This is a genomic window from Thiomicrorhabdus heinhorstiae, from assembly GCF_013391765.2.
Lineage (GTDB): Bacteria > Pseudomonadota > Gammaproteobacteria > Thiomicrospirales > Thiomicrospiraceae > Thiomicrorhabdus > Thiomicrorhabdus heinhorstiae.
The window spans coordinates 56,241-76,494 of sequence record NZ_JACBGI020000008.1 but is presented as its reverse complement, the minus strand read 5'-3'; the positions used below and the strand labels follow the sequence as shown (position 1 = coordinate 76,494).

Annotated in this window: 21 protein-coding genes; 5 read left to right on the top strand and 16 right to left on the bottom strand. The window is 48.3% G+C overall.

Annotated elements, in window-relative coordinates:
* The first annotated feature begins 70 nt into the window (after positions 1-70).
* Complete coding sequence (locus H8792_RS06205) at positions 71-1,195, top strand: NAD(P)/FAD-dependent oxidoreductase (RefSeq protein WP_185978073.1); 1,125 nt, start codon at positions 71-73, stop codon at positions 1,193-1,195.
* A 114-nt stretch (positions 1,196-1,309) separates the two neighbouring features.
* On the top strand, positions 1,310-1,696 hold the full coding sequence (locus tag H8792_RS06200) for a DUF6858 family protein (RefSeq protein WP_185978072.1): 387 nt from the start codon (positions 1,310-1,312) through the stop codon (positions 1,694-1,696).
* Between the two features lie 76 nt (positions 1,697-1,772).
* On the opposite strand, the gene greB is transcribed toward H8792_RS06200, so the two are convergent.
* From greB to H8792_RS06135, 13 genes are all read right to left on the bottom strand, one after another.
* A complete protein-coding gene (gene greB / locus H8792_RS06195) occupies positions 1,773-2,276 on the bottom strand; it encodes a transcription elongation factor GreB (RefSeq protein WP_185978071.1) in 504 nt (167 codons plus the stop codon).
* A gap of 15 nt (positions 2,277-2,291) precedes the next feature.
* Positions 2,292-2,666, bottom strand: coding sequence for a hypothetical protein (locus H8792_RS06190; RefSeq protein ID WP_185978070.1), 375 nt, complete (start codon positions 2,664-2,666; stop codon positions 2,292-2,294).
* 136 nt (positions 2,667-2,802) lie between these two features.
* Positions 2,803-3,726: a bile acid:sodium symporter family protein gene (locus H8792_RS06185; protein ID WP_185978069.1), complete on the bottom strand. Its 924-nt coding sequence runs from the start codon at positions 3,724-3,726 to the stop codon at positions 2,803-2,805.
* A 6-nt stretch (positions 3,727-3,732) separates the two neighbouring features.
* Positions 3,733-4,443, bottom strand: coding sequence for a DUF445 domain-containing protein (locus H8792_RS06180; RefSeq protein ID WP_185978068.1), 711 nt, complete (start codon positions 4,441-4,443; stop codon positions 3,733-3,735).
* Positions 4,444-4,501: 58 nt separating this feature from the next.
* Complete coding sequence (gene acpS / locus H8792_RS06175) at positions 4,502-4,888, bottom strand: holo-ACP synthase (protein ID WP_185978067.1); 387 nt, start codon at positions 4,886-4,888, stop codon at positions 4,502-4,504.
* Positions 4,889-5,635 (bottom strand): pyridoxine 5'-phosphate synthase, encoded by a 747-nt coding sequence (gene pdxJ / locus H8792_RS06170; RefSeq protein ID WP_185978066.1) that lies wholly within the window; start codon positions 5,633-5,635, stop codon positions 4,889-4,891.
* 54 nt (positions 5,636-5,689) lie between these two features.
* Entirely contained in the window at positions 5,690-6,433 is a 744-nt protein-coding gene (gene recO / locus H8792_RS06165) for a DNA repair protein RecO (protein ID WP_185978065.1), read from the bottom strand.
* 12 nt (positions 6,434-6,445) lie between these two features.
* Positions 6,446-7,408: a GTPase Era gene (era, locus tag H8792_RS06160; protein WP_185978064.1), complete on the bottom strand. Its 963-nt coding sequence runs from the start codon at positions 7,406-7,408 to the stop codon at positions 6,446-6,448.
* Positions 7,409-7,467: 59 nt separating this feature from the next.
* On the bottom strand, positions 7,468-8,184 hold the full coding sequence (gene rnc, locus H8792_RS06155) for a ribonuclease III (protein WP_185978063.1): 717 nt from the start codon (positions 8,182-8,184) through the stop codon (positions 7,468-7,470).
* A complete protein-coding gene (gene lepB / locus H8792_RS06150) occupies positions 8,184-8,954 on the bottom strand; it encodes a signal peptidase I (RefSeq protein ID WP_185978062.1) in 771 nt (256 codons plus the stop codon). Before lepB ends, rnc begins: the two co-directional genes overlap by 1 nt.
* Before the next feature lie 2 nt (positions 8,955-8,956).
* Positions 8,957-10,762, bottom strand: coding sequence for a translation elongation factor 4 (lepA, locus tag H8792_RS06145; RefSeq protein WP_185978061.1), 1,806 nt, complete (start codon positions 10,760-10,762; stop codon positions 8,957-8,959).
* Between the two features lie 234 nt (positions 10,763-10,996).
* Entirely contained in the window at positions 10,997-12,430 is a 1,434-nt protein-coding gene (locus tag H8792_RS06140; protein WP_228766972.1) for a DegQ family serine endoprotease, read from the bottom strand.
* A gap of 35 nt (positions 12,431-12,465) precedes the next feature.
* Complete coding sequence (locus tag H8792_RS06135) at positions 12,466-12,966, bottom strand: SoxR reducing system RseC family protein (RefSeq protein WP_185978059.1); 501 nt, start codon at positions 12,964-12,966, stop codon at positions 12,466-12,468.
* Between the two features lie 107 nt (positions 12,967-13,073).
* Between H8792_RS06135 and nadB the strand changes: the two genes are divergently transcribed.
* Positions 13,074-14,690, top strand: coding sequence for an L-aspartate oxidase (nadB, locus tag H8792_RS06130; protein ID WP_185978058.1), 1,617 nt, complete (start codon positions 13,074-13,076; stop codon positions 14,688-14,690).
* A gap of 17 nt (positions 14,691-14,707) precedes the next feature.
* On the opposite strand, the gene H8792_RS06125 is transcribed toward nadB, so the two are convergent.
* Positions 14,708-15,229: a chemotaxis protein CheW gene (locus tag H8792_RS06125; protein ID WP_324187600.1), complete on the bottom strand. Its 522-nt coding sequence runs from the start codon at positions 15,227-15,229 to the stop codon at positions 14,708-14,710.
* A gap of 229 nt (positions 15,230-15,458) precedes the next feature.
* On the opposite strand from H8792_RS06125, the gene ygfZ reads away from it, so the two are divergent.
* Positions 15,459-16,541: a CAF17-like 4Fe-4S cluster assembly/insertion protein YgfZ gene (ygfZ, locus tag H8792_RS06120; protein ID WP_185978057.1), complete on the top strand. Its 1,083-nt coding sequence runs from the start codon at positions 15,459-15,461 to the stop codon at positions 16,539-16,541.
* A 101-nt stretch (positions 16,542-16,642) separates the two neighbouring features.
* Here ygfZ and lysS read toward each other — a convergent pair whose 3' ends face one another.
* Both lysS and prfB read right to left on the bottom strand, forming a co-directional pair.
* The gene (gene lysS, locus H8792_RS06115) at positions 16,643-18,154 is read right to left on the bottom strand and encodes a lysine--tRNA ligase (RefSeq protein ID WP_185978056.1); all 1,512 of its coding nucleotides are present in this window, start codon (positions 18,152-18,154) and stop codon (positions 16,643-16,645) included.
* Between the two features lie 125 nt (positions 18,155-18,279).
* Positions 18,280-19,375 (bottom strand): peptide chain release factor 2 gene (gene prfB, locus H8792_RS06110; RefSeq protein WP_185978055.1). Its coding sequence is split into 2 segments (ribosomal slippage): positions 18,280-19,302 and positions 19,304-19,375, totalling 1,095 coding nucleotides; the frame shifts between segments, so codons are not numbered across the junction.
* A gap of 207 nt (positions 19,376-19,582) precedes the next feature.
* On the opposite strand from prfB, the gene H8792_RS06105 reads away from it, so the two are divergent.
* Positions 19,583-20,206 carry a DUF5610 domain-containing protein gene (locus H8792_RS06105; RefSeq protein ID WP_185978054.1) on the top strand — a complete coding sequence of 208 codons (624 nt, stop codon included), beginning with the start codon at positions 19,583-19,585 and terminating at the stop codon, positions 20,204-20,206.
* The last annotated feature ends 48 nt before the right edge of the window (positions 20,207-20,254 follow it).

The following is a 20,254-nucleotide window of genomic DNA, read 5'->3' as shown; positions in this document are numbered from 1 at the left end:
ATACTAGATAAAATTTATTAGCTTAATGGCACAGTCTATTTTTTAAGACCACAGCACTCAGGGGTTAAAAATGAACATTACGATCCTAGGCAGCGGATTTGCCGCCTTGACTGCAATCAAAACAGCGCGGAAACAAGCGCCGGATGCAGAAATTACCGTTATCTCGCCGAAAGACGAGTTCATTTATCTACCAAGCTTAATCTGGATCCCGTCCGGCATGCGTAAAGGCGACGATCTAAGAATTAACTTAGGCAACTTTTTCCGACGTCAAAAAGTCCAGCATATTAAAGCCAGCGTTACGAATGTAACCAACGGCGGCAGAACGGTTGTCACCGATCAGGGCGAATACCAGAACGACGGTTTAATCATCGCTTCAGGCGGACGCTTTATCAAAAAACTACCTGGAATTGAGCACGCAATTACGCCTTGCGAAGGCATTTCGGCTGCTGAAAAAATTCGTGATCGACTGAACGAAATGCAAAGCGGTACCATCGCCATCGGTTTCGGCGGCAATCCGAAAGAGCCATCGGCAATGCGTGGCGGTCCGATGTTCGAATTCCTGTACGGTATCGATAACCTACTGAGAAAGCAGGGCCGCCGTGAAAAATTCAAATTGGTATTTTTCAACCCGGCTCCGGAACCAGGAAAACGACTTGGCGCCAAAGTTCCGGTTAATCTGATGAAATCGATGCACAAAAAAGGCATCGAGACTCACGTCGGCCACAAAATGGTTGGTTTTGAAGCCAATAAAGTCAAAACCGAAGGAGGTGAAATCGAAGCTGATCTAATCCTGTTTATGCCGGGAATGACCGGTCCGGCATGGTTAGCGGATTCGGAATTGCCGAAATCCGAAGGCGGTATGATCCGCGCAGACCAATTTGCCAAAGTCGAAGGCTACGAAAAAGTCTATGTTGCCGGAGATGCAGGTAGTTTCCCTGGTCCGGACTGGCAGGCAAAACAAGCGCATGCAGCTGACCTTCAAGCGGCAGCAGCGGCAGAGAATCTGGTAAAAGAGTTGCAGGGTCGCAGTGATTTCGTTGCCTTCAAGCACGAACTGATCTGTATCGTCGACACCTTAACTCACGGTATCTTTATTAAGCGTACCGAGAAAGGCGCGACCTTGCTGCCACCATGCCGCCTGTTCCATTTTGCGAAACGCATTTTCGAAAAACTTTATCTGCGCCAATACCGCTAATAAAGCTTAACAAGGGAAAGTTCGATGCAACTTTCCCTGCCAGCCGGACTGAAAACATATCCAGCCGGAGAATTTTATTTTTATCATTGCTACATCAAAATTACGGAGTTTGAGATGGAAAAGAGCCTATTTCAGGACAAGTATCCAGTTTTTTCATTAACCATTGCCAAGAGCGATACCGATTGCCAAAGCGTCAGCGAAATTCTTGATACTTTGGAAGCTAAAATCACTGAACACCCAAAAGCGGTTATGATCGCGCGTTTTAACCACTTTGAGCATACACAAAACATCGATGGAGATATTAATCCGGAAATCCAGGATGCTCAAAACATCGTGTTCTGCTTCGGCTTCCAGATTCCATCGGCGGCGCCGGTTGCAGTTCGCCCGCGCTCTATCGGTGCGACGGATTTAGGAGATCGATTCGTGGTTAACTTTATGGAAGCGCCAAACCCTGTCGCACAAGAGTTAATGGAATCTTGGGTAGAAGGATTGGTTCGCTAAATCTTCAAATGACTCCTACAAATAAAAAAGCAGGGGGTGTATCCCTGCTTTTTTATTTTTGAAAACCCACCTTAATTCAATCAGGCTTCCAGCTTCCGTATTCAATCCGGTTCAAATACCAGAGTTTTTTACCGCTTGGTGTTTGCACTATCACTTCATCATCCACTTGCTTTCCGATCAAAGCCCGTGCCATAGGCGATTTAATGCTGATGTAGTTTTTCTGCGGATCGAATTCATCACTACCGACAATTCGATAGCGGGCCGTCTCGCCTTCTTCGTTTTCCAACTCCACCCAGGCACCAAAAAACACTTTCCCTTCCTGCTGAGGGGAATATTCGACAACCTTAACCTGCTCAAGCCGCTTACGCAGAAAACGCAAACGGCGATCAATTTCGCGCAGTTTACGTTTTCCTTCTTTATACTCCGCGTTTTCCGAACGATCCCCATGAGCAGCCGCCTCGGTTACCGCCTGAGTCGTTTCACGGCGTTCTATGCGCCACAGATGATCCAGTTCTTTCTCCAAGGAACGACGACCTTCCGGAGTAATCAACACCGACGCTGACGAAAAAAATCCACTCATAAAAACAACTACTCTCTAAGGCTGAGGAAACCAGTCCGAAGTCTCAACCTGACGAAACCTGGTTTTATAATCTTGCTTGAGGTCACGATCCCAGTCCTGACGTTTCGCCCCCTGGCAACCGCCGAACTCAATTAACCGACGCTGCATTGCCTGTTCTATTTTCTCTTTGTAGCTGGAATAATCTATGTTCTGAAAACGTTCGATATAATTATGTGCACTGAATCCATAACGTTCAATGTACAGACGATTCACCTCGTTGAAATATTTATTGATACTGACGCCACGGCAGCGTTTGCTGAACCAATCGTTTTGAATCGCCGCTTCAATTAACGCCTGTTGCACGGGTTGTTCGATCTCTTCCGCTGCAAAACTCCAAGAGGAGAACAACATGCAAAGCAATCCGAATAAAAAAATCCTTTTTGTCTTTCTCATAAGTCCTTATCTCTAATGAAAAGCTCTAGTCAATTTCATCAGTTTACTGCATTCGGCAAAACATGAAAAACCCTGTGCGAGAAAAGCACTCAGCTTATCGTCGCGCTTTTCCGCCGGAATTTTCCCGCAACCGCCAGTAAGCGGCGAATGCCATACCAGAAAGATTATGCCAGATACTGAACAGTGCCCCGGGCAAAGCGGCCATCGGCGAAAAATATTTGATCGCCAAGGCGACACTTAAACCGGAATTCTGCATAGCAACCTCAATGGCGACCGTCCGAGCCAGAACACTGTCATAGCCCATTAAACGGGTACCGAAATATCCAGCCATTAAGCCAAGCAGATTATGCAAAACAATCGCTAGGATCAGCGCACTGCCGATGGTATGCAAATTCGGCAGATTCAACGCAACGATAATACCGATAATAAAAGCGATGGCAAATTGCGCTAAATGCGGTAAAAGATGGCTTGAGCGCTCAATCGCTTTCTCAAAGAAATGAGCAATCAGCATGCCCAAAATCAACGGGAATAAAATCAATTTTCCCAATGTCCACAACATGGAAAGAACTGGAACTTCAATCGATTGCTGCAGATAAACCCAGGTCAGCAGCGGCATTAATGCGGTTGCCAGCAGCGTTGAAACCAGAGTCATACTGACTGAGAGTGCAAGATCTCCTTTCGCTAGATAAGCCACCACATTCGAAGCGGTTCCTCCGGCCGTGACTCCGACCAGAATCATGCCGATCATCCACTCAAGTGGCAGTTGCAACCATGTCGCCAGTAACCAGGCGAACAAAGGCATAAACACGAACTGCAGCAAGACCCCGTAAAAAACCAGAATTTTCCTGCGCCATACCGCAGCAAAGTTCTGCCAGCGTAGCGTCATGCCCATCATCAGCATGACCCACATTAACAGCGGCAGAATCCATGATTTCATTTCTTTGAGCTGATCGGTAAACACAACCGCGGCACCGAGTGCCAGCAGCAGCCAAAGAGGAAAACCGATCAGCGCCGCCATAACGATCTAACCACCGATCAATAGAGCCGATAAAAGGCCGAAGAAGGCACCGAAAACCGCTCCCCAGATAACCAGCCAGCCCAGATGCTCTTCAATCAATAACTTAACCATCACTTTAACTGCATGCGGCGTCAACTCCGACAGTCTGGAATCGATAATTTCCTCGACTTGACTGCGGATATCGGCCATCACATCCGGACGATCAACCTGCGCCTGAAGACGTTCATGAAAACGCTCATCTTCAGTCATTTCAATTAAAGACGCCTGCATATTTTTGATGAACGGTTCTTTAAGCGGTTGCAAAGCATCGGCACCACCGAACATCGACAGTACACTACCGAAAGATGATTCCATAATTACCTGAGTAAGGCGATCAAATGCCGGAGTCAGATCGACCGATTCGATAACCGGTTGCAGATTAAACGACGGCCTATGCTTCGACTGGGCGACAAATCGATCGATATTATCTTCATTGAAGAACTGCTCCATCATCAGGTTTTTGATTGCAGCCTTAAACTCTGCAAAACGTGCCGAGATCACACCGGAACCGATCAAACCGGGAACCTTTTCAAACAGCATATGAATTGCCAACCAGTTGGTTACCGCTCCCGATAGAGCAAACAACCCCACCAGCCATAACCATTTCAGATCGATTACCAAACCGACAACCGCCAGTGAAAGAGCCACAAACGTGACCAAGAAAGATGTATTTCGCATAAATCAATAGACCTTATAGCTGCGTTATAAAATCCGCAAAATCAATGGGAAGGAAAAATCAGGAAATGCGCTTTTCGGCGACCGCGAAGGCGACGCAATGATGCTTTTCGTCACTGACGCTGATCGCCCAATGGGTAATACCAAGGGCGTCAGCCACTTCAAGTGTACGCCCTTTCAATACCAATAACGGTTGGCCGCTGGCGGCATGATCGATCTGCATCTCCTTAAAACTGACGCCCTGAGCAATACCGGTACCGAGTGCTTTGGAAACCGCCTCTTTCAAAGCCCAGCGCTTAGCAAGAAAACGTTCCCCCTGAACTTTGTGCTGGAACTCGATCAATTCTTCATCACTCAACAGGCGCTGTGCAAACACCTCGCCCTGGCGACGATAGACTCCGGCGATGCGCTCGACATCGACGATATCGGTTCCGACTCCGACGATCATTTAACCCAGGTACGCCTGCTGGCGGGCTTCGACCATCAAACGTTTCATTTCGGCAACCGCCTGCGGCAGACCGCTGAAAATCGCCTGTGCAATAATCGCATGCCCGATATTCAGCTCTTCAATCTCCTTGATAGCGGCAATCGCCTGAACGTTATGGTAGTGCAGACCGTGACCGGCATTGACGGTCAATCCCTGCGCAACGGCAAATTCGGTCGCCTGACGAATGCGCTGCAATTCGGCTTTGACTTCTTGCGGATTGCTTAGTTCGGCATAGGTTCCGGTATGCAGTTCAATCACTGGAGCGCCAACTTCTTTCGCGGCTAGGATCTGCTCTTCTTCCGGATCGATAAACAGAGAAACCCGACAACCAGCCTCCGCCAGACGGGAGCAAACTTCCGTCAACCAAGGCTTTTGAGACGCAACATCCAAACCGCCTTCTGTTGTCAACTCTTCGCGTTTTTCAGGTACTAAACAAATATCTTCCGGATGAAGACGACAAGCGATAGACACCATCTCCTCGGTTGCAGCCATTTCCAGATTTACCTTGGTTTGGCGAAGTTGTGAAATCAGCTCAACATCCTTGTCCTGAATATGGCGACGATCTTCACGCAGATGCAGAGTGATACTGTCCGCACCAGCCATTTCCGCATCCAAGGCTGCTTTGATCGGATCAGGGTAAGAAGTTCCACGCGCCTGTCTCAAAGTAGCGACGTGGTCGATATTTAGACCTAAATAGATCGGATTCATTGAGGTTCCTTTATTTGAGAGTTTCCGCCGATTGGTTCTCTGTCGGCAACACTGTTATGATTTATTTTGCTTGTTTTGCGACTGGCGGCGAAACAGTTGACGCGCCATAATCGGTTTATCGCCTAAATAAGGGTTGAGCAGCAAACGCATCAAATCTCGCCATTGGGCCAGACATTCATCGCAGTAGCGCCCTTCTCCCAGGCTAAGCAGACATTTTCCCATGATCGCCGCCCCACCGGTCTGTTCAAGCTGCTGAGCCGGCACCGGTCCCATTTGCGGCAGATAGTAGTAAATCTGCTCTTCCAGGATCGGTTGATGGGAAGCATCTTCAAGATAGACCAGTTCTTCGCCCATTTCACAGAGTAAATCGGTTTCAAAACGCCGCAGCACCCAGCCCTGATGACGGCGGTCCTCGGCTAACTGTAATGCCTCAAGCGTTTGTTTATAGGTGTCAAACAGAGTTTCGGCGGCTAAATGCGGATAAAGGCTGCGGTATAGCAGCTCGTTCAGATACAGGCCGCATAAGTTGGCTTCCCCTTGCAAAGCGTAAGATCTTCCGGCACTCTCAAACTGCTGTAGCGAAACCAAATCACTATGGTTGTTACGCGCTTTCCAGCTCAGATTCAGTGGCTGAAACATTTGCAACAGGGCGTTTTTATGATAAGCGCTTTTACCACCTCTGACTCCGCGCACAACAGCATTAAATTTGCCCTGTTCCGCGGAGAAAAACGTCACCAGCGCCGATGTCTCTTTATAAGGACGGCTATGTAACACAAAGGCTTCGGCCTGAACCAGCATGTCGGCTCCGGATCAGTTGTCGTCGTAACCCAAACTGGCCAAAGCGCGAGCGTCATCCGACCAGTTCTCTTTAATCTTGACCCACAGTTCAAGGTGAACACGGGCATCAAGCAAGGCGATCAGGTCTTTGCGCGCCTCGGAACCGATCTTTTTAATCAGCTCGCCTTTCTTACCGATCACAATCTGCTTCTGTCCGGGTCTTTCCACCAGAATCAGGCCATTGACCAACCAGCGTCCCTCTTCTTCATCGAATTTGAACTGTTCGATTTCCACGGTTGCACCGTACGGCACCTCATTACCGAGGTTACGCATCAGTTTTTCGCGAATAATTTCCGCCGCCAAAAAACGCGTCGAACGATCGGTTACATAATCTTCAGGGAAGATCGCCGCCTGTTTAGGCAGACGTTTCAACACTTCGTCGGTGATGGCCTGTAAACCGATTTTTTTATAGGCCGACACTGGAATCAGAGCATCGAATGTCAACTGTTCAGAAACCTTCTGAATAAACGGTAACAATGCTTCCTTGTTTTCGAATTTATCGACCTTATTGATCAGCAGGATGACCGGCGCATCCGCCCCTTTAAGCTTGCGGGCAACCGCCTGATCTTCATCCGTCCAACGCCCGGCTTCCACCACAAACAAAATCACATCGACATCGACAAATGCGCTATTGGCGGTACGGTTCATATAGTCGTTAATGGATTTTTTACCGCCAAGATGCATACCCGGCGTATCGACATAGATGATCTGATAGGCATCGGTGGTTAAGATACCGTGAATACGGTGACGGGTCGTTTGAGGTTTGTGCGAAGTAATGCTCAGTTTCTGGCCAAGCAGCTCATTCATCAAAGTCGATTTACCGACATTCGGACGACCAATTACCGCAGCGAATCCAGCTTGATAATCGCCGTTGTAGTCAGCATCTTGGGCACCTTTCGCCAAAATATCATCCAGATTCAAATCGTCTGAACTCATACTTTTATCCTTTTCAGTCAAATAAAGGTCTGTTTATCAGACCTTGTGGCTCACAGCTCTCACAGCTCGCCCAGATGCTCCAACGCAATTTCAGCCGCTTTTTGTTCGGCTTTTCTGCGACTAGACGCGGTCGCTTCAAACTTGGTGTTTAATTTCGCAACATAGCAAGAGACGGTAAATTCTTGAGCATGAGCCGCACCGTTCACACTGATAATGCTATATTCCGGTAACGGTTCATTAACCGATTGCAGGAATTCCTGAAGGCGGGTTTTTGGATCTTTGCCGACTTTTTTAGGGTCCAGCTTTTGCAGGCGCTGGGTATAGAAACGCTCGACTAAAGCACGACACTCATCCAGACCGCCGTCTTCATATACCGAAGCGATAATCGCTTCGACGGCATCGGCAATAATCGAATCGCGGCGGAAACCACCGCTTTTTAATTCGCCCGGTCCCAGTACTAGATAATCGCTAAGCTGGTATTCACGACCGATCTGTGCCAGCGTATCACCTTTTACCAAATGGGCACGGACGCGGCTCATATCGCCTTCCGGTAACTTACCGAACTGGTGAAACAGGGCATCGGCAATCATAAAATTCACCAGACTATCGCCGAGGAATTCCAATCGCTCGTTATTCTGCGCACCGACACTGCGGTGGGTCAGAGCTTTTTCCAGATAGTTGATATCCTGATATTGATAGCCTAGAGCTTTAGCCAGCTGATCCAGCTTGGCTTGACGTTCGATTGACAACTTTTTAGGCTGTTTTTTGGACGCCATTACTCAATACCCTTACCGATGCGATCCCAATGCAATCCGTCATCCCAGTTCATCCAGATACCGAAAGCCTTACCTTTCAAGTTCCTCTCAGGAACAAAGCCCCAGAAACGGCTGTCGTTACTGTGATCACGGTTGTCACCCATAACGAAATAATGGCCTTCCGGAACCACAATGGTATTCATATCGATACTGCTTTTATCCAGATCCAACAGAATGTGGTGTTTCTTACCACCCGGCAAAGTCTCTTCAACTTCAGAAGCACCGTTCATTACCGCACCCGAAGCATAGCCGTGATATTTACCGATCGGCTTTAACTCAACCGGCTGGTCGTTAACGAATATAGTACGCCCGATATAGGTGATACGATCACCCGGCAAACCGATGACGCGCTTGATGTAATCGACATCCGGATCCTTCGGGAAACGGAATACAACAACATCGCCACGCTCAGGTTCACCGATCTCAATCACTTTGGTTTGCAGAACCGGCAGTTTGACGCCGTAAGCAAACTTGTTGACCGCGATGAAATCCCCAATTTCCAACGTCGGGTACATAGAACCGGATGGAATGCGGAAAGGTTCGATAATAAAAGAACGCAGAACGAGAACAACCAAAAACACCGGGAACAAAGAACGCGAATATTCGACAATAATCGGTTCCTGTCGATGAGTAACCGACTTCATGCGTTTAGGTCGCCAAATAATGCGATCAACATAAGCGATCACCCCGGTCACCGCGGTGACGATCACTAAAATCAGTTCAAAACTCATTCTTAGGACTCTCCCGTATCCAAAATAGCCAAAAACGCTTCTTGCGGCAGTTCGACACTACCGATCGACTTCATGCGTTTTTTACCTTCTTTCTGTTTCTGTAATAGTTTCTTCTTACGCGACACGTCACCGCCGTAACATTTCGCGGTTACGTTTTTGCGCAAGGCTTTAACATTGGCACGACCGATCACTTTCGCACCGATCGCCGCCTGAATCGCCACGTCGAACATCTGACGAGGAATAACCTTCTGCAACTTCTCGATAATGATCTTACCGCGCTGGACCGCAAAACTGCGGTGCACGATTACCGCCAAGGCATCCACTTTTTCGCCGTTGACCAGGAAATCCATTCGCACCAGATCCCCCTCTTGGAAACGGCGGAATTCATAATCCATCGAAGCATAACCGCGACTACATGATTTTAAACGATCAAAGAAGTCCAAAACCACCTCATTTAAAGGCAGCTCATAATTGATCGAAACCTGACCGCCTGAATATTGCATATCTTTCTGGATACCGCGTTTCTCGATACACAGTTTCATCACCGCACCGACATATTCGTTCGGCACAAGAATATTGGCCTGGATAATCGGTTCGCGAACTTCGGCAATCACACTCGGATCAGGCAACTCGGACGGGTTATCGATTCTCAGCGTCTCGCCCGATTTGGTCAAAACTTCGTATACGACCGTCGGCGCCGTAGTAATTAAATCAAGATTGTATTCACGCTCCAGGCGCTCTTGAATGATTTCCATGTGCAGCATACCGAGGAAACCGCAACGGAAACCGAAACCAAGCGCTTCGGACGTTTCCGGTTCAAAATGCAGTGCCGCATCGTTCAAGCGCAACTTACGCAAGGATTCGCGCAAATCTTCATAATCTTCCGAAGAGATCGGAAACAAACCTGCGAATACGCGAGGTTGCGCCGGTTTGAATCCTGGTAGCGCTTCCACTTCAGGTTGAGAGGCATCGCATAAAGTATCCCCGACAGGCGCACCGTCAATGTCTTTAATTCCGGAGATAACATAACCTACCTCACCCGCTTCCAAGTACGGCTTACTGGTACGCTTCGGAGTAAATATCCCCACATCGTCGACCAGATACTCTTCTTTGGTCGACATTACCTTCATTTTGGTCTTCTTACCGATCTTACCGTCGATAACACGCACCAAAGAGACGACACCTAGATAGTTATCGAACCATGAATCGATAATCAAGGCTTTCAAAGGGCCATCCGGGTTGCCTTGCGGCGGCGGAATCTTATTAACGATGTCTTCCAAAGTCTCTTCAATGCCGATCCCGGCCTTGGCACTGGCGTGGACCGCATTCGCCGCTTCAATACCGATAATATCTTCAACTTCTTCGATAACGCGCTCAGGATCCGCGGCCGGCAGATCGATCTTATTCAAAACAACCAGCACTTCCAAACCTTGCTCGATCGCCGTATAACAGTTGGCAACGGTTTGCGCCTCCACTCCTTGAGAGGCATCGACAACCAGCAAGGCACCTTCGCAAGCCGCCAGTGAACGCGAGACCTCATAGGAGAAGTCCACATGCCCCGGAGTGTCGATGAAGTTCAGCTGGTAGGTTTCACCGTCTTTGGCTTTGTAATTAAGGGTAACACTTTGCGCTTTGATGGTAATTCCGCGTTCACGCTCGATATCCATCGAGTCTAGAACCTGTGCGGCCATTTCACGTTCGGTCAAACCGCCGCAAACCTGGATGAATCGGTCGGCAATTGTTGATTTACCGTGGTCGATATGAGCAATAATTGAAAAATTTCGAATTCGTTTCAAGTTGTCTGACATTTAAAAAATTAAACCTTTAAATGGTCTAAAACCTCGCCTTAAGCCGGATCTGTTCACGCCTTATCGGGGGTAAAAACCACTATAAAAAAAGGGGCTCATGCCCCTTGTAGTATCCGGTAAGGCTTGCGCTAGCACCTTCGCTTTGCCGTCACCGGATTTGGTTACAATGAAATTGCGCCTATTTTACGCTAAATCAAAGTAATTTAACATGCCAAGCACCGATTAAATCATCGGCTACTTCTCTAGAATCAACGGCAAGAACATTGAACGGTTGTTACGCACAATTCTGACCGGTAGAGAACGCTTGGCCGGTAAAGTTTTCAGCAGCTTATTCAACTCATCGACATTGCGCACCGCCTTAAAGTCGATGGTGACCAGAACATCGCCCGATCTCAAACCGGCCTTGCTCGCAGCACCACCTTCGACATCGGTAATCAGCACACCAAACGGAATTTTTAAATCCTGCAGCTGTTTTTCCGAAAGGTTTTCCACCTTGGCGCCCAGTCGGTTACTACTGAAACCACCGCCACTGCCTTCGGCAACGTTAGCCGCCTTATCTAAAGAAGCCAGCTTAACCGTAATCCATTTCACTTTACCTTGACGAAGCAACTTCACTTTGACTTTCTCGTCGACCGGAGTCACACCGACAATCGGCGGCAAATCGGTAGACTTGACAATCGGCTGACCGTTGAATTCAAGAATAATATCACCGGCTTCAATCCCCGCTTTTGCAGCCGGCGTATCCGGGAAGGTTTCGCCAACCAGTGCACCCATCGGTTTTTCCAAGCCGAACGATTCTGACAAATCACTGGTTACTTCTTGGACCTGAACCCCAAGATATCCACGCTCGACCTTACCGGTTGCACGCAGCTGATCGACTACATTCATTGCGATGTCGATCGGAATCGAGAAGGAAAGCCCCATAGAGCCGCCGCTTTTCGAATAAATCTGCGAGTTAATCCCGACAACTTCGCCATCCAGATTAAATAACGGGCCGCCCGAGTTACCCGGATTGATCGGTACGTCGGTCTGAATAAACGGCACATAGGTGTCATCTGGAAGAGCGCGCCCAAGCGCCGAGACAATACCGTGGGTTACCGTATAATCCAAGCCGAACGGCTCACCGATCGCCAAGACCCACTGACCGACCTTCAGCGGTCTGTCTTTAGCGATTTTGGCGAAAGGAAGACCATCGGCATCAATCTTCAACAATGCCACATCGGTACGCGGATCGGAACCGATTACTTTCGCTTTCAGCTCTTTACGATTACGCATGCGTACGATTACTTCGTCGGCACCGTCAATTACATGGTTATTGGTTAGAATGTAACCGTCTTCGCTGATAATAAAGCCGGAACCAAGGGAGTGAATCTCTTCTTTAGGCGCTTCGCCCTGCGGTCCTTGAGGCCCTTGCGGTCCCTGAGGGTTACCCGGAATACCGAAGAAGAAACGCAGCATGTCTTCCGGCATACCGCGGAATTGAGGCTGCATCGATCTTTTTACGCTTTTGGTAGTACTGATATTCACGACTACCTTATTATTCTGTTCAGCCAGTTCGGTGAAATCCGGCAAACCGAATGCATTGGTTGTTGCTGCCTGCACAGCAAACGGTGCAAACAAAATCCATAACGTTAAGAAAAAGACAGAAAAAAGCGACGTTTTTTTCATACTCATCCCCTTCATACCCACTTCCTTTAATATTTTTAATTACGACTTACGGATACAAGTCTCGGTTTAACCGGTTTCGACCATATTCGAGTTGCCCACCATCCGAGCAAGAGTCCGCCAAAACCACCGACTATGGCTCCTAAATCCGTCATGCCGCCAGCATGTTGTAAATAGTGTTCCACCAGCCATTTTCCAAGGATGGCAAAACTAAAGAGTCCAATTAATGGTACACCATAGGCCAAAAACGAATATTGGACCAATCGTGACTGATTTATGGAGAGATTAACCCAGTCACCCGGACGGCATTCCAGTGTTTTAGGCAGTTTCAGCGGTTTGCTCTGCTGACGATTAAATAATTTTGCCAGGGATCCGCTACCGCAGCTTTCCGACGAACAACTGCCGCAGGCCGACTTGCGTTGCGGCAGCACCCAAACCGAATCAGCGTCTACTTTTACAACCTGCGCCTCTGCATAAAGTTCATCGCCCGAAGCTTCGGAATGCATCGGATCTATTTGATTTTTCAATTCGTTGGCCATTTTTCTTCCTCGCTAAAAAGCGATCAAATTTATTTATCCGACAGACGTCATTCTATAGAATATGCTAATATTCACGCATTATAACAGCACATGACACAGAGGACTTCGTGACCGTATCTTCCGCTTACAGCCTATCTACCGACGTTCTGATTATCGGCAGTGGAATCGCAGGTCTATCCATCGCTCTAAAGCTAGCGGAAAAACACCGGGTCACAGTCCTTGCCAAAGCCGCGTTGACCGAAGGCAGTACCAATTACGCCCAAGGTGGAATCGCCGGCGTTCTGGACCCGTTTGACAGTATCGAAGCCCATATTAAGGACACTCAGAATGCCGGTGCCGGGTTGTGCGATCCGAATGCGGTCGCGATCGTCGCCAGTCAGGCGAGAGAAACCATCGAAGAGTTGATCGAACTTGGCGTACCATTCAGTCTGGATCCTGACCGCCATTCAAGCTATCCTTTCCACCTGACCCAGGAAGGTGGACATAGTCATCGTCGCGTGATTCACGCCGCCGACCACACCGGTCAATCGGTTTCCAGCACCCTGATCAGCAAGGTTCAAAACCACCCAAATATCTCGCTACTACCGGAACATATCAGTATCGACCTGATTCTCAATAAAGAACGTAATCACTGTACCGGGGCCTATGTTCTCGATAAATCTGCCGGTCAGGTATTTGACATCTGTGCACAATTTACGGTTTTGGCAACCGGCGGCGCATCGAAAGCCTATCTCTATACCAGCAACCCCGACACTTCGACCGGTGACGGTATTGCCATGGCCTGGCGTGCCGGTTGCAGCGTCGGTAATTTGGAGTTCAACCAGTTTCACCCGACTTGTCTGTATCACCCGCAGGATCGCTCCTTTCTGATTAGCGAAGCGGTTCGTGGTGAAGGCGGTATTTTACGCCTGCCAGACGGCACGGCTTTTATGAGTCAATACGATAAAAGAGCCGACTTGGCACCGCGGGATATAGTTGCGCGCGCAATCGACCAAGAGATGAAAAAACACGGTATCGATTGTGTCTATCTGGACATCACCCATAAACCGGCCGATTTCGTTCGCAATCATTTCCCTACAATTTACGAACGCTGCCTTAAGGTCGGGATCGATATAACCAAACAACAAATCCCGGTCGTTCCGGCAGCGCATTACACTTGCGGCGGTGTGGTCACCGATTTGGAAGGTCGTACCACCCTGCCCGGACTCTATGCCATCGGTGAAACCGCCTATACCGGTCTGCATGGCGCCAACCGTCTGGCAAGCAACTCACTGGTGGAAGGTCTGGTATTTGCCAAGATGGCGCACTTGAGTATTGAAAAAGCGTTCCAAGACAAACCTTGCCCTCCGGAAGCACCGGAACCATGGGATAGCACCGGAACGACCGATGCCAAAGAGAAAATCCTCATCAGCCATGACTGGGATGAATTGCGCCGTGTTATGTGGGATTATGTCGGTATCGTCCGTACCAGCAAACGCTTGAAGCGCGCTCGCCAGCGGATTCGCCAGCTGCAGCTAGAAATCGATGAATACTACCATCAGCATACTTTGTCCAGCGACCTGCTGGAACTGCGCAATCTTGCTCTGGTCGCCGAATTGATGGTGAAAAGTGCTCAAAAAAGAAAAGAAAGTCGTGGCCTGCACTATAACCTCGACTATCCGAAAAAACTAAAACGTGCCAAACCGACGATTCTGACACCAAATACCAAGCCGAAAAATAAATAAAAATACCCAGCTCGGAATTATGAAGCCCGAGCCTCGTGAATTTGAGGTTCGTCGCTTAGATTACGGTTCACCTGATTCATCAGGCCTTGAGTCACCAGCTGTTCCAGCTGCAGTAAAATCACCATTTTTCCGTTAGCCGTACCTGGATTACCGGCATCTTCGATCGTTGCCAAACCCAAAATATACTGCTGCTCGACCTGGCTGACATCAGGAGGCGGCTGAACGGCCTGTTGAGAAAATTCGTGCACATCGGAAACACGATCGACCACTAAACCGACCACTCTGCTGCTGCCGTGGAATTCGATGCTGACAACAATCACCACCGTTGTCGGATCGTAACTTGGTGCAAGACCGAAACGTTCTCGTAAGTCCATAATCGGCACGACGGTCCCTCGCAAATCAATCACTCCCTTTACATAGGCGGGGACATTCGGCAATGGATTCGGGGTTTGCCAGCTGCGAATTTCCTGAACCTGAAGGATATTAACCCCATAAAGCTCCGTTCCGATACCGAAGGTGAGATAAGCTTGCTGAAACACGATAATGCCCCCTTTAAAATACTCTTAGTCGACCTTATAAAAGTATCGGCCACAAACCAAACCTCTTTAACGATTCGGAGCTTCGAGTGCCAAAGAAAACAAGGTTTCAATGATTTCAATAATATAAAAAGCGCGTAAATTTTACCCGGTAAGCGCTTTAGGGTATCATTCGCCCAATTAAAATATAGCGCCACTTACAATTTTTCGGGCATCTACAAAGGAAACGGTTATGCAAAGCACACTGGATTCAACCTGGTTAAACTTTTTACAGTCTTTTAATGCGCAATTCGACGACACCGGCAGAATTACCTCTTTCGGTCACCCTGAACTGGAGCGCTTTCTAATCAAAAACGGACCTGTAATGACCAGCTTGACTCACCAGGCTCTGTTAAAAGTATCCGGCAATGACGCATTTAATTTCCTGCAAGGGCAATTGACTGCCGACCTGAAAGACGTCAGTGCGGAAAAAGCCCAGTTTTCGGCATATTGCGATCCTCAGGGCAATGTCTTGGCAAACTTTCTGGTTTTCCAATATAAAGGCGATTTCTATCTTAGCTTTGACGGTTCACTACTGGAGGCGATCAAAAAACGTCTTAGCATGTTTGTGTTGCGTTCGGACGTCGCCATCGAAGACGTTTCCGGTCAGCTGATCCATGTCGGTTTTGCCGGAGAATTCGGCGACGTCGATATGCAACGCCGCATGAACACCAAAATCAAGAACCTCTTTGAAGCCGCGATGGTCGACGATGAAATCATGCAAGACATCCTGGCGGTCAAGGTTCCGGGACCTTACCACCGCTATGAACTTTTCGGACCGGCCGAGCAGATGATTGAAGCATGGAATCAAATCCGCGCCAACTGTGACCTGACCAACTCGTTTGACTGGAAGCTTCTCAATATCGCAGCCGGAATTCCCGAAGTCAGCAGCGAAACCAGCGGAAAATTTACCGCTCAGTTCCTGAATCTGGACAAATTCGATGCAATCAGTTTTAAAAAAGGCTGTTTTCCCGGACAGGAGATCATTGCCCGTATCCATTATCGAGGCAAAGTCACCAAACGCATGCTGCGCCTGCATATTGAAGAAGATATGCCCTTGTCGGCCGGAGACGAACTGAAACTGCAAGACGATAACGGTAAAACCCACACCTTGAACATCATGCAGGTTCGTCCGGATATTTTCAGCGGGATTCTGTGTCTGGCAGTAGGTACTTTGAAATCGCTGGGTGCCGCCGAAGGAGAGCACCTTAAAACCGAAAACGGTAATCCGGCAAGAATCGAACCCCTGCCTTATTCAATCACCGATGAAGATTAAGCTGACAATCTGATCGGCTGATAATAAAAAACCGGTAAGACATTCGTCGAACCGGTTTTTTATTATTCAGACGCTTGAAACAAGCGCCTTTATTACAAACTTTAAGACTGACGCATATGCGGGAAGAGCAGAACATCACGAATCGATGCCGAGTCGGTAAACAACATGACCAGACGGTCAATACCGATTCCTTCACCGGCCGTCGGCGGCATACCGTGTTCCAGCGCAGTGATATAGTCTTCATCGTAATGCATCGCTTCGTCGTCACCGGCATCTTTAGCGGCAACCTGCGCTTTGAAACGCTCCGCCTGATCTTCGGCGTCATTCAACTCGTTGAAGCCGTTGGCCAGTTCACGCCCACCGATAAACAGTTCGAAACGGTCGGTAATAAACGGATCTGCATCATTACGACGTGCCAGAGGCGACACTTCCGCCGGATATTCGGTAATGAAAGTTGGATCCATTAGACGATGCTCGGCAGTCTCTTCAAAGATCTCGGTAAGAATTTTCCCTAGGCCGTAACCTTCGTCAACCTTGATATTCAAAGACTCTGCCAAAGCTTTCGCCGATTCAAAATTTTCCAACTGCTCAGCAGTAACGCCTTCGTTGTATTGCATAATCGCTTGCTTCATAGTCAAGCGAGCAAACGGCTTACCGAAGTCAAATTCCTGACCCTGATACGGAACCGTAGTCGATCCAATCGCCATTTCCGCCAACTCTTTCAACAGCTCCTCGGTGTAATCCATCAGCTGATGATAGTCGGTATAGGCCGCATAGAATTCCACCATGGTGAATTCAGGATTATGACGCGTCGATAATCCTTCATTACGGAACGAACGGTTGATTTCAAAAACACGCTCGAAACCACCGACAACCAGACGCTTCAAATATAGCTCAGGAGCGATACGCAAGAACAAAGGCATATCCAAAGCGTTGTGATGCGTGGCAAACGGCTTGGCAGTTGCGCCACCCGGGATGACGTGCATCATAGGAGTTTCCACTTCCATAAAGTTCTTGCGAATCAGAAAATCACGTACATGCTGTACGATCTTCGAACGCAGCAGAAACGTTTCACGACTTTCCTGATTAACGATCAAGTCGATATAACGCTGACGATAACGAACTTCCTGATCTTGCAAACCGTGGAATTTATCCGGCAGAGGACGAATCGACTTCGTGATCAATTCGATATTTTCGACATGAATCGACAATTCACCGGTATTGGTCTTGAACAGATAACCTTCGGCACCGACGATGTCACCCAAATCCCATTTTTTAAACTGCCCGTTATAAAAACCTTCCGGCAATTCGTCACGAGTCACGTAAATCTGAATACGCCCAGTGTGATCCTGCAGAGTTGCAAAACTGGCTTTCCCCATAATACGGCGCAACATCATACGACCGGCAACCTTGACACGAACCGGTTCCGCTTCCGCTAAAGCCTCCTTATCCATTTCACCGTACTGAGCCTGCAAATCCGCAGCACTATTCTCGCGACGGAAGTGATTCGGATAAGAGTGTCCTTGCTCGCGCAGGGTCGCTAATTTGGCACGACGTTCGGCAATGATTTTATTCTCATCCACTTCCGCTGTCGTTACTTGGTTGTCTGACATCTTCAAATATCTCTCGTAATTTCGCCGCCATGCAGCACTAAAAATTTTAAAAACCCGGTTATTTTAAAAGCTTCGTTCGGGAAACTCTACCATTAGGCTGCCGTTCATCCGCAGCCCCTGAAAAACTAGATTCCTGCTTTCAGGCTCGCCTCGATAAAGGCGTCAAGTTCGCCGTCGAGAACCGCAGTAGTGTTACCGGTTTCTACGCCGGTACGCAGATCCTTAATCCGTCCGGAGTCCAGAACGTAAGAGCGGATCTGACTTCCCCAGCCGATATCCGCTTTAGAATCTTCCAACTCCTGCTTCTCAGCGTTTCTCGTCTGCATTTCCAACTCATATAATTTGGCACGCAGCTGCTTCATCGCTTCAGCCTTATTCTGATGCTGGGAACGGCCGTTCTGGCACTGAGTCACAGTATTGGTCGGCAAGTGAGTAATACGCACCGCCGATTCGGTTCGGTTAACGTGCTGACCACCGGCACCCGACGCACGGTATACATCGATACGCAGATCCGCCGGATTGATCTCGATCTCAAAACTATCGTCGATTTCCGGAGAAATAAACACCGATGAAAAGGATGTATGGCGGCGATTGCCGGAATCGAAAGGCGATTTGCGCACCAGACGATGTACCCCGGTTTCGGTTCTCAACCAGCCGTAAGCGTAATCGCCTTGAACATGCACCGTCGCACCTTTAATACCGGCGACTTCCCCGGCAGTGATCTCGACAATCTCCGCTTTAAAACTGTGAGAATCGGCCCAGCGCAGATACATACGTAGCAACATATTGGCCCAATCCTGCGCTTCGGTTCCGCCGGAACCGGCCTGAATTTCCAGATAGCAGTTATTGGCATCCAGCTCGCCGCTGAACATACGCTGGAATTCCAGCTTATCGATCAATTCGCCTAAACGATCGCATTCTCCGACAACTTCGTCGACCATTTCCTGATCGTTTTCCATCTCAGCCATTTCCAACAACTCTTTAGAAGATTCACAGCCCCCTTCCAGATCATTGATGGTATTGACTATATTTTCCAGCTGAGATTTTTCTTTTCCTAACGCCTGAGCACGTTCCGGATCGTTCCAGATATTCGGATCCTCCAGCTCGCGGCTAACTTCCACCAAGCGCTCTGACTTCACATCGAAGTCAAAGATACCCCCTTAGAACATCGGTTCTTTGGCGGTAATCATCGATACGAGAATAGATCGGATTCAATTCCATTTAATTGCTTCCCTAAAAGCTAAAACAAAGTATGAAATTGTACCATTTTTCGATATTTTTGCCTGCAAAATTCTCTCGATCAAGCGAACAGCCCATGATTGAAGCATGTCGAATATTAACTTCAGAAAAGCATTCTTCAGCCGATAAATAGTTATCGGAATAAACAACCTACTATTAATCTGCACCGTCAGGTGCAAGGAGCCAGCTATGGATAACCTCAAAGGAATCGGCGGTGCTGCAGTCTATAAAAACTCAACCGGCGTGCAACAAAACACTAATGTAGAAAAGAGCGCTTCGGATCAAGAGTTTTCCTTGGAAGTCAACGACATCAAAATCCAGACCCAGGCGAGCCTGGTTGAGCATTTATTTGCCGATCCGCAAAACGCCAAGCAAAACGCGTTGAAAATTACCTATCAAAGTGCAATCGAGAAACTGAACGAACAACTCAGTGCCGATCTAGGTCTTGATCCCCAGGCGGAACCTTTAATCAGCCAAAAACGTCTGGAAGAACAAGGTGGCATGGATTACTGGAGCCCGGAAAATACCGCCGGACGAATTGTGCAGGGTTCAACTGCATTTCTGGGTGCCTTTCAGAATGCTCATCCAGAATTGGAAGGCGATGCGCTCATCGAGCGTTTTGTCGAGGTAATCGGCGGAGGTATCGAGCAGGGTTTCGCCGAGGCGAAAGGCTTTCTTGGCGATTTGAATGTTTATGAAGGTTCGATTGCCGATACAGTCGAGCAGACTTATCAGGAAGTGCAGAAATTGCTAAACGAGTTCAAAGAAACGCATATGAGTTCTGCCGAAAAACAGGAAACTTCCGAAGAATAAGCCTTCCATCTAATTTAGATCAAGCCCTCTTTCTCGAGGGCTTTTTCT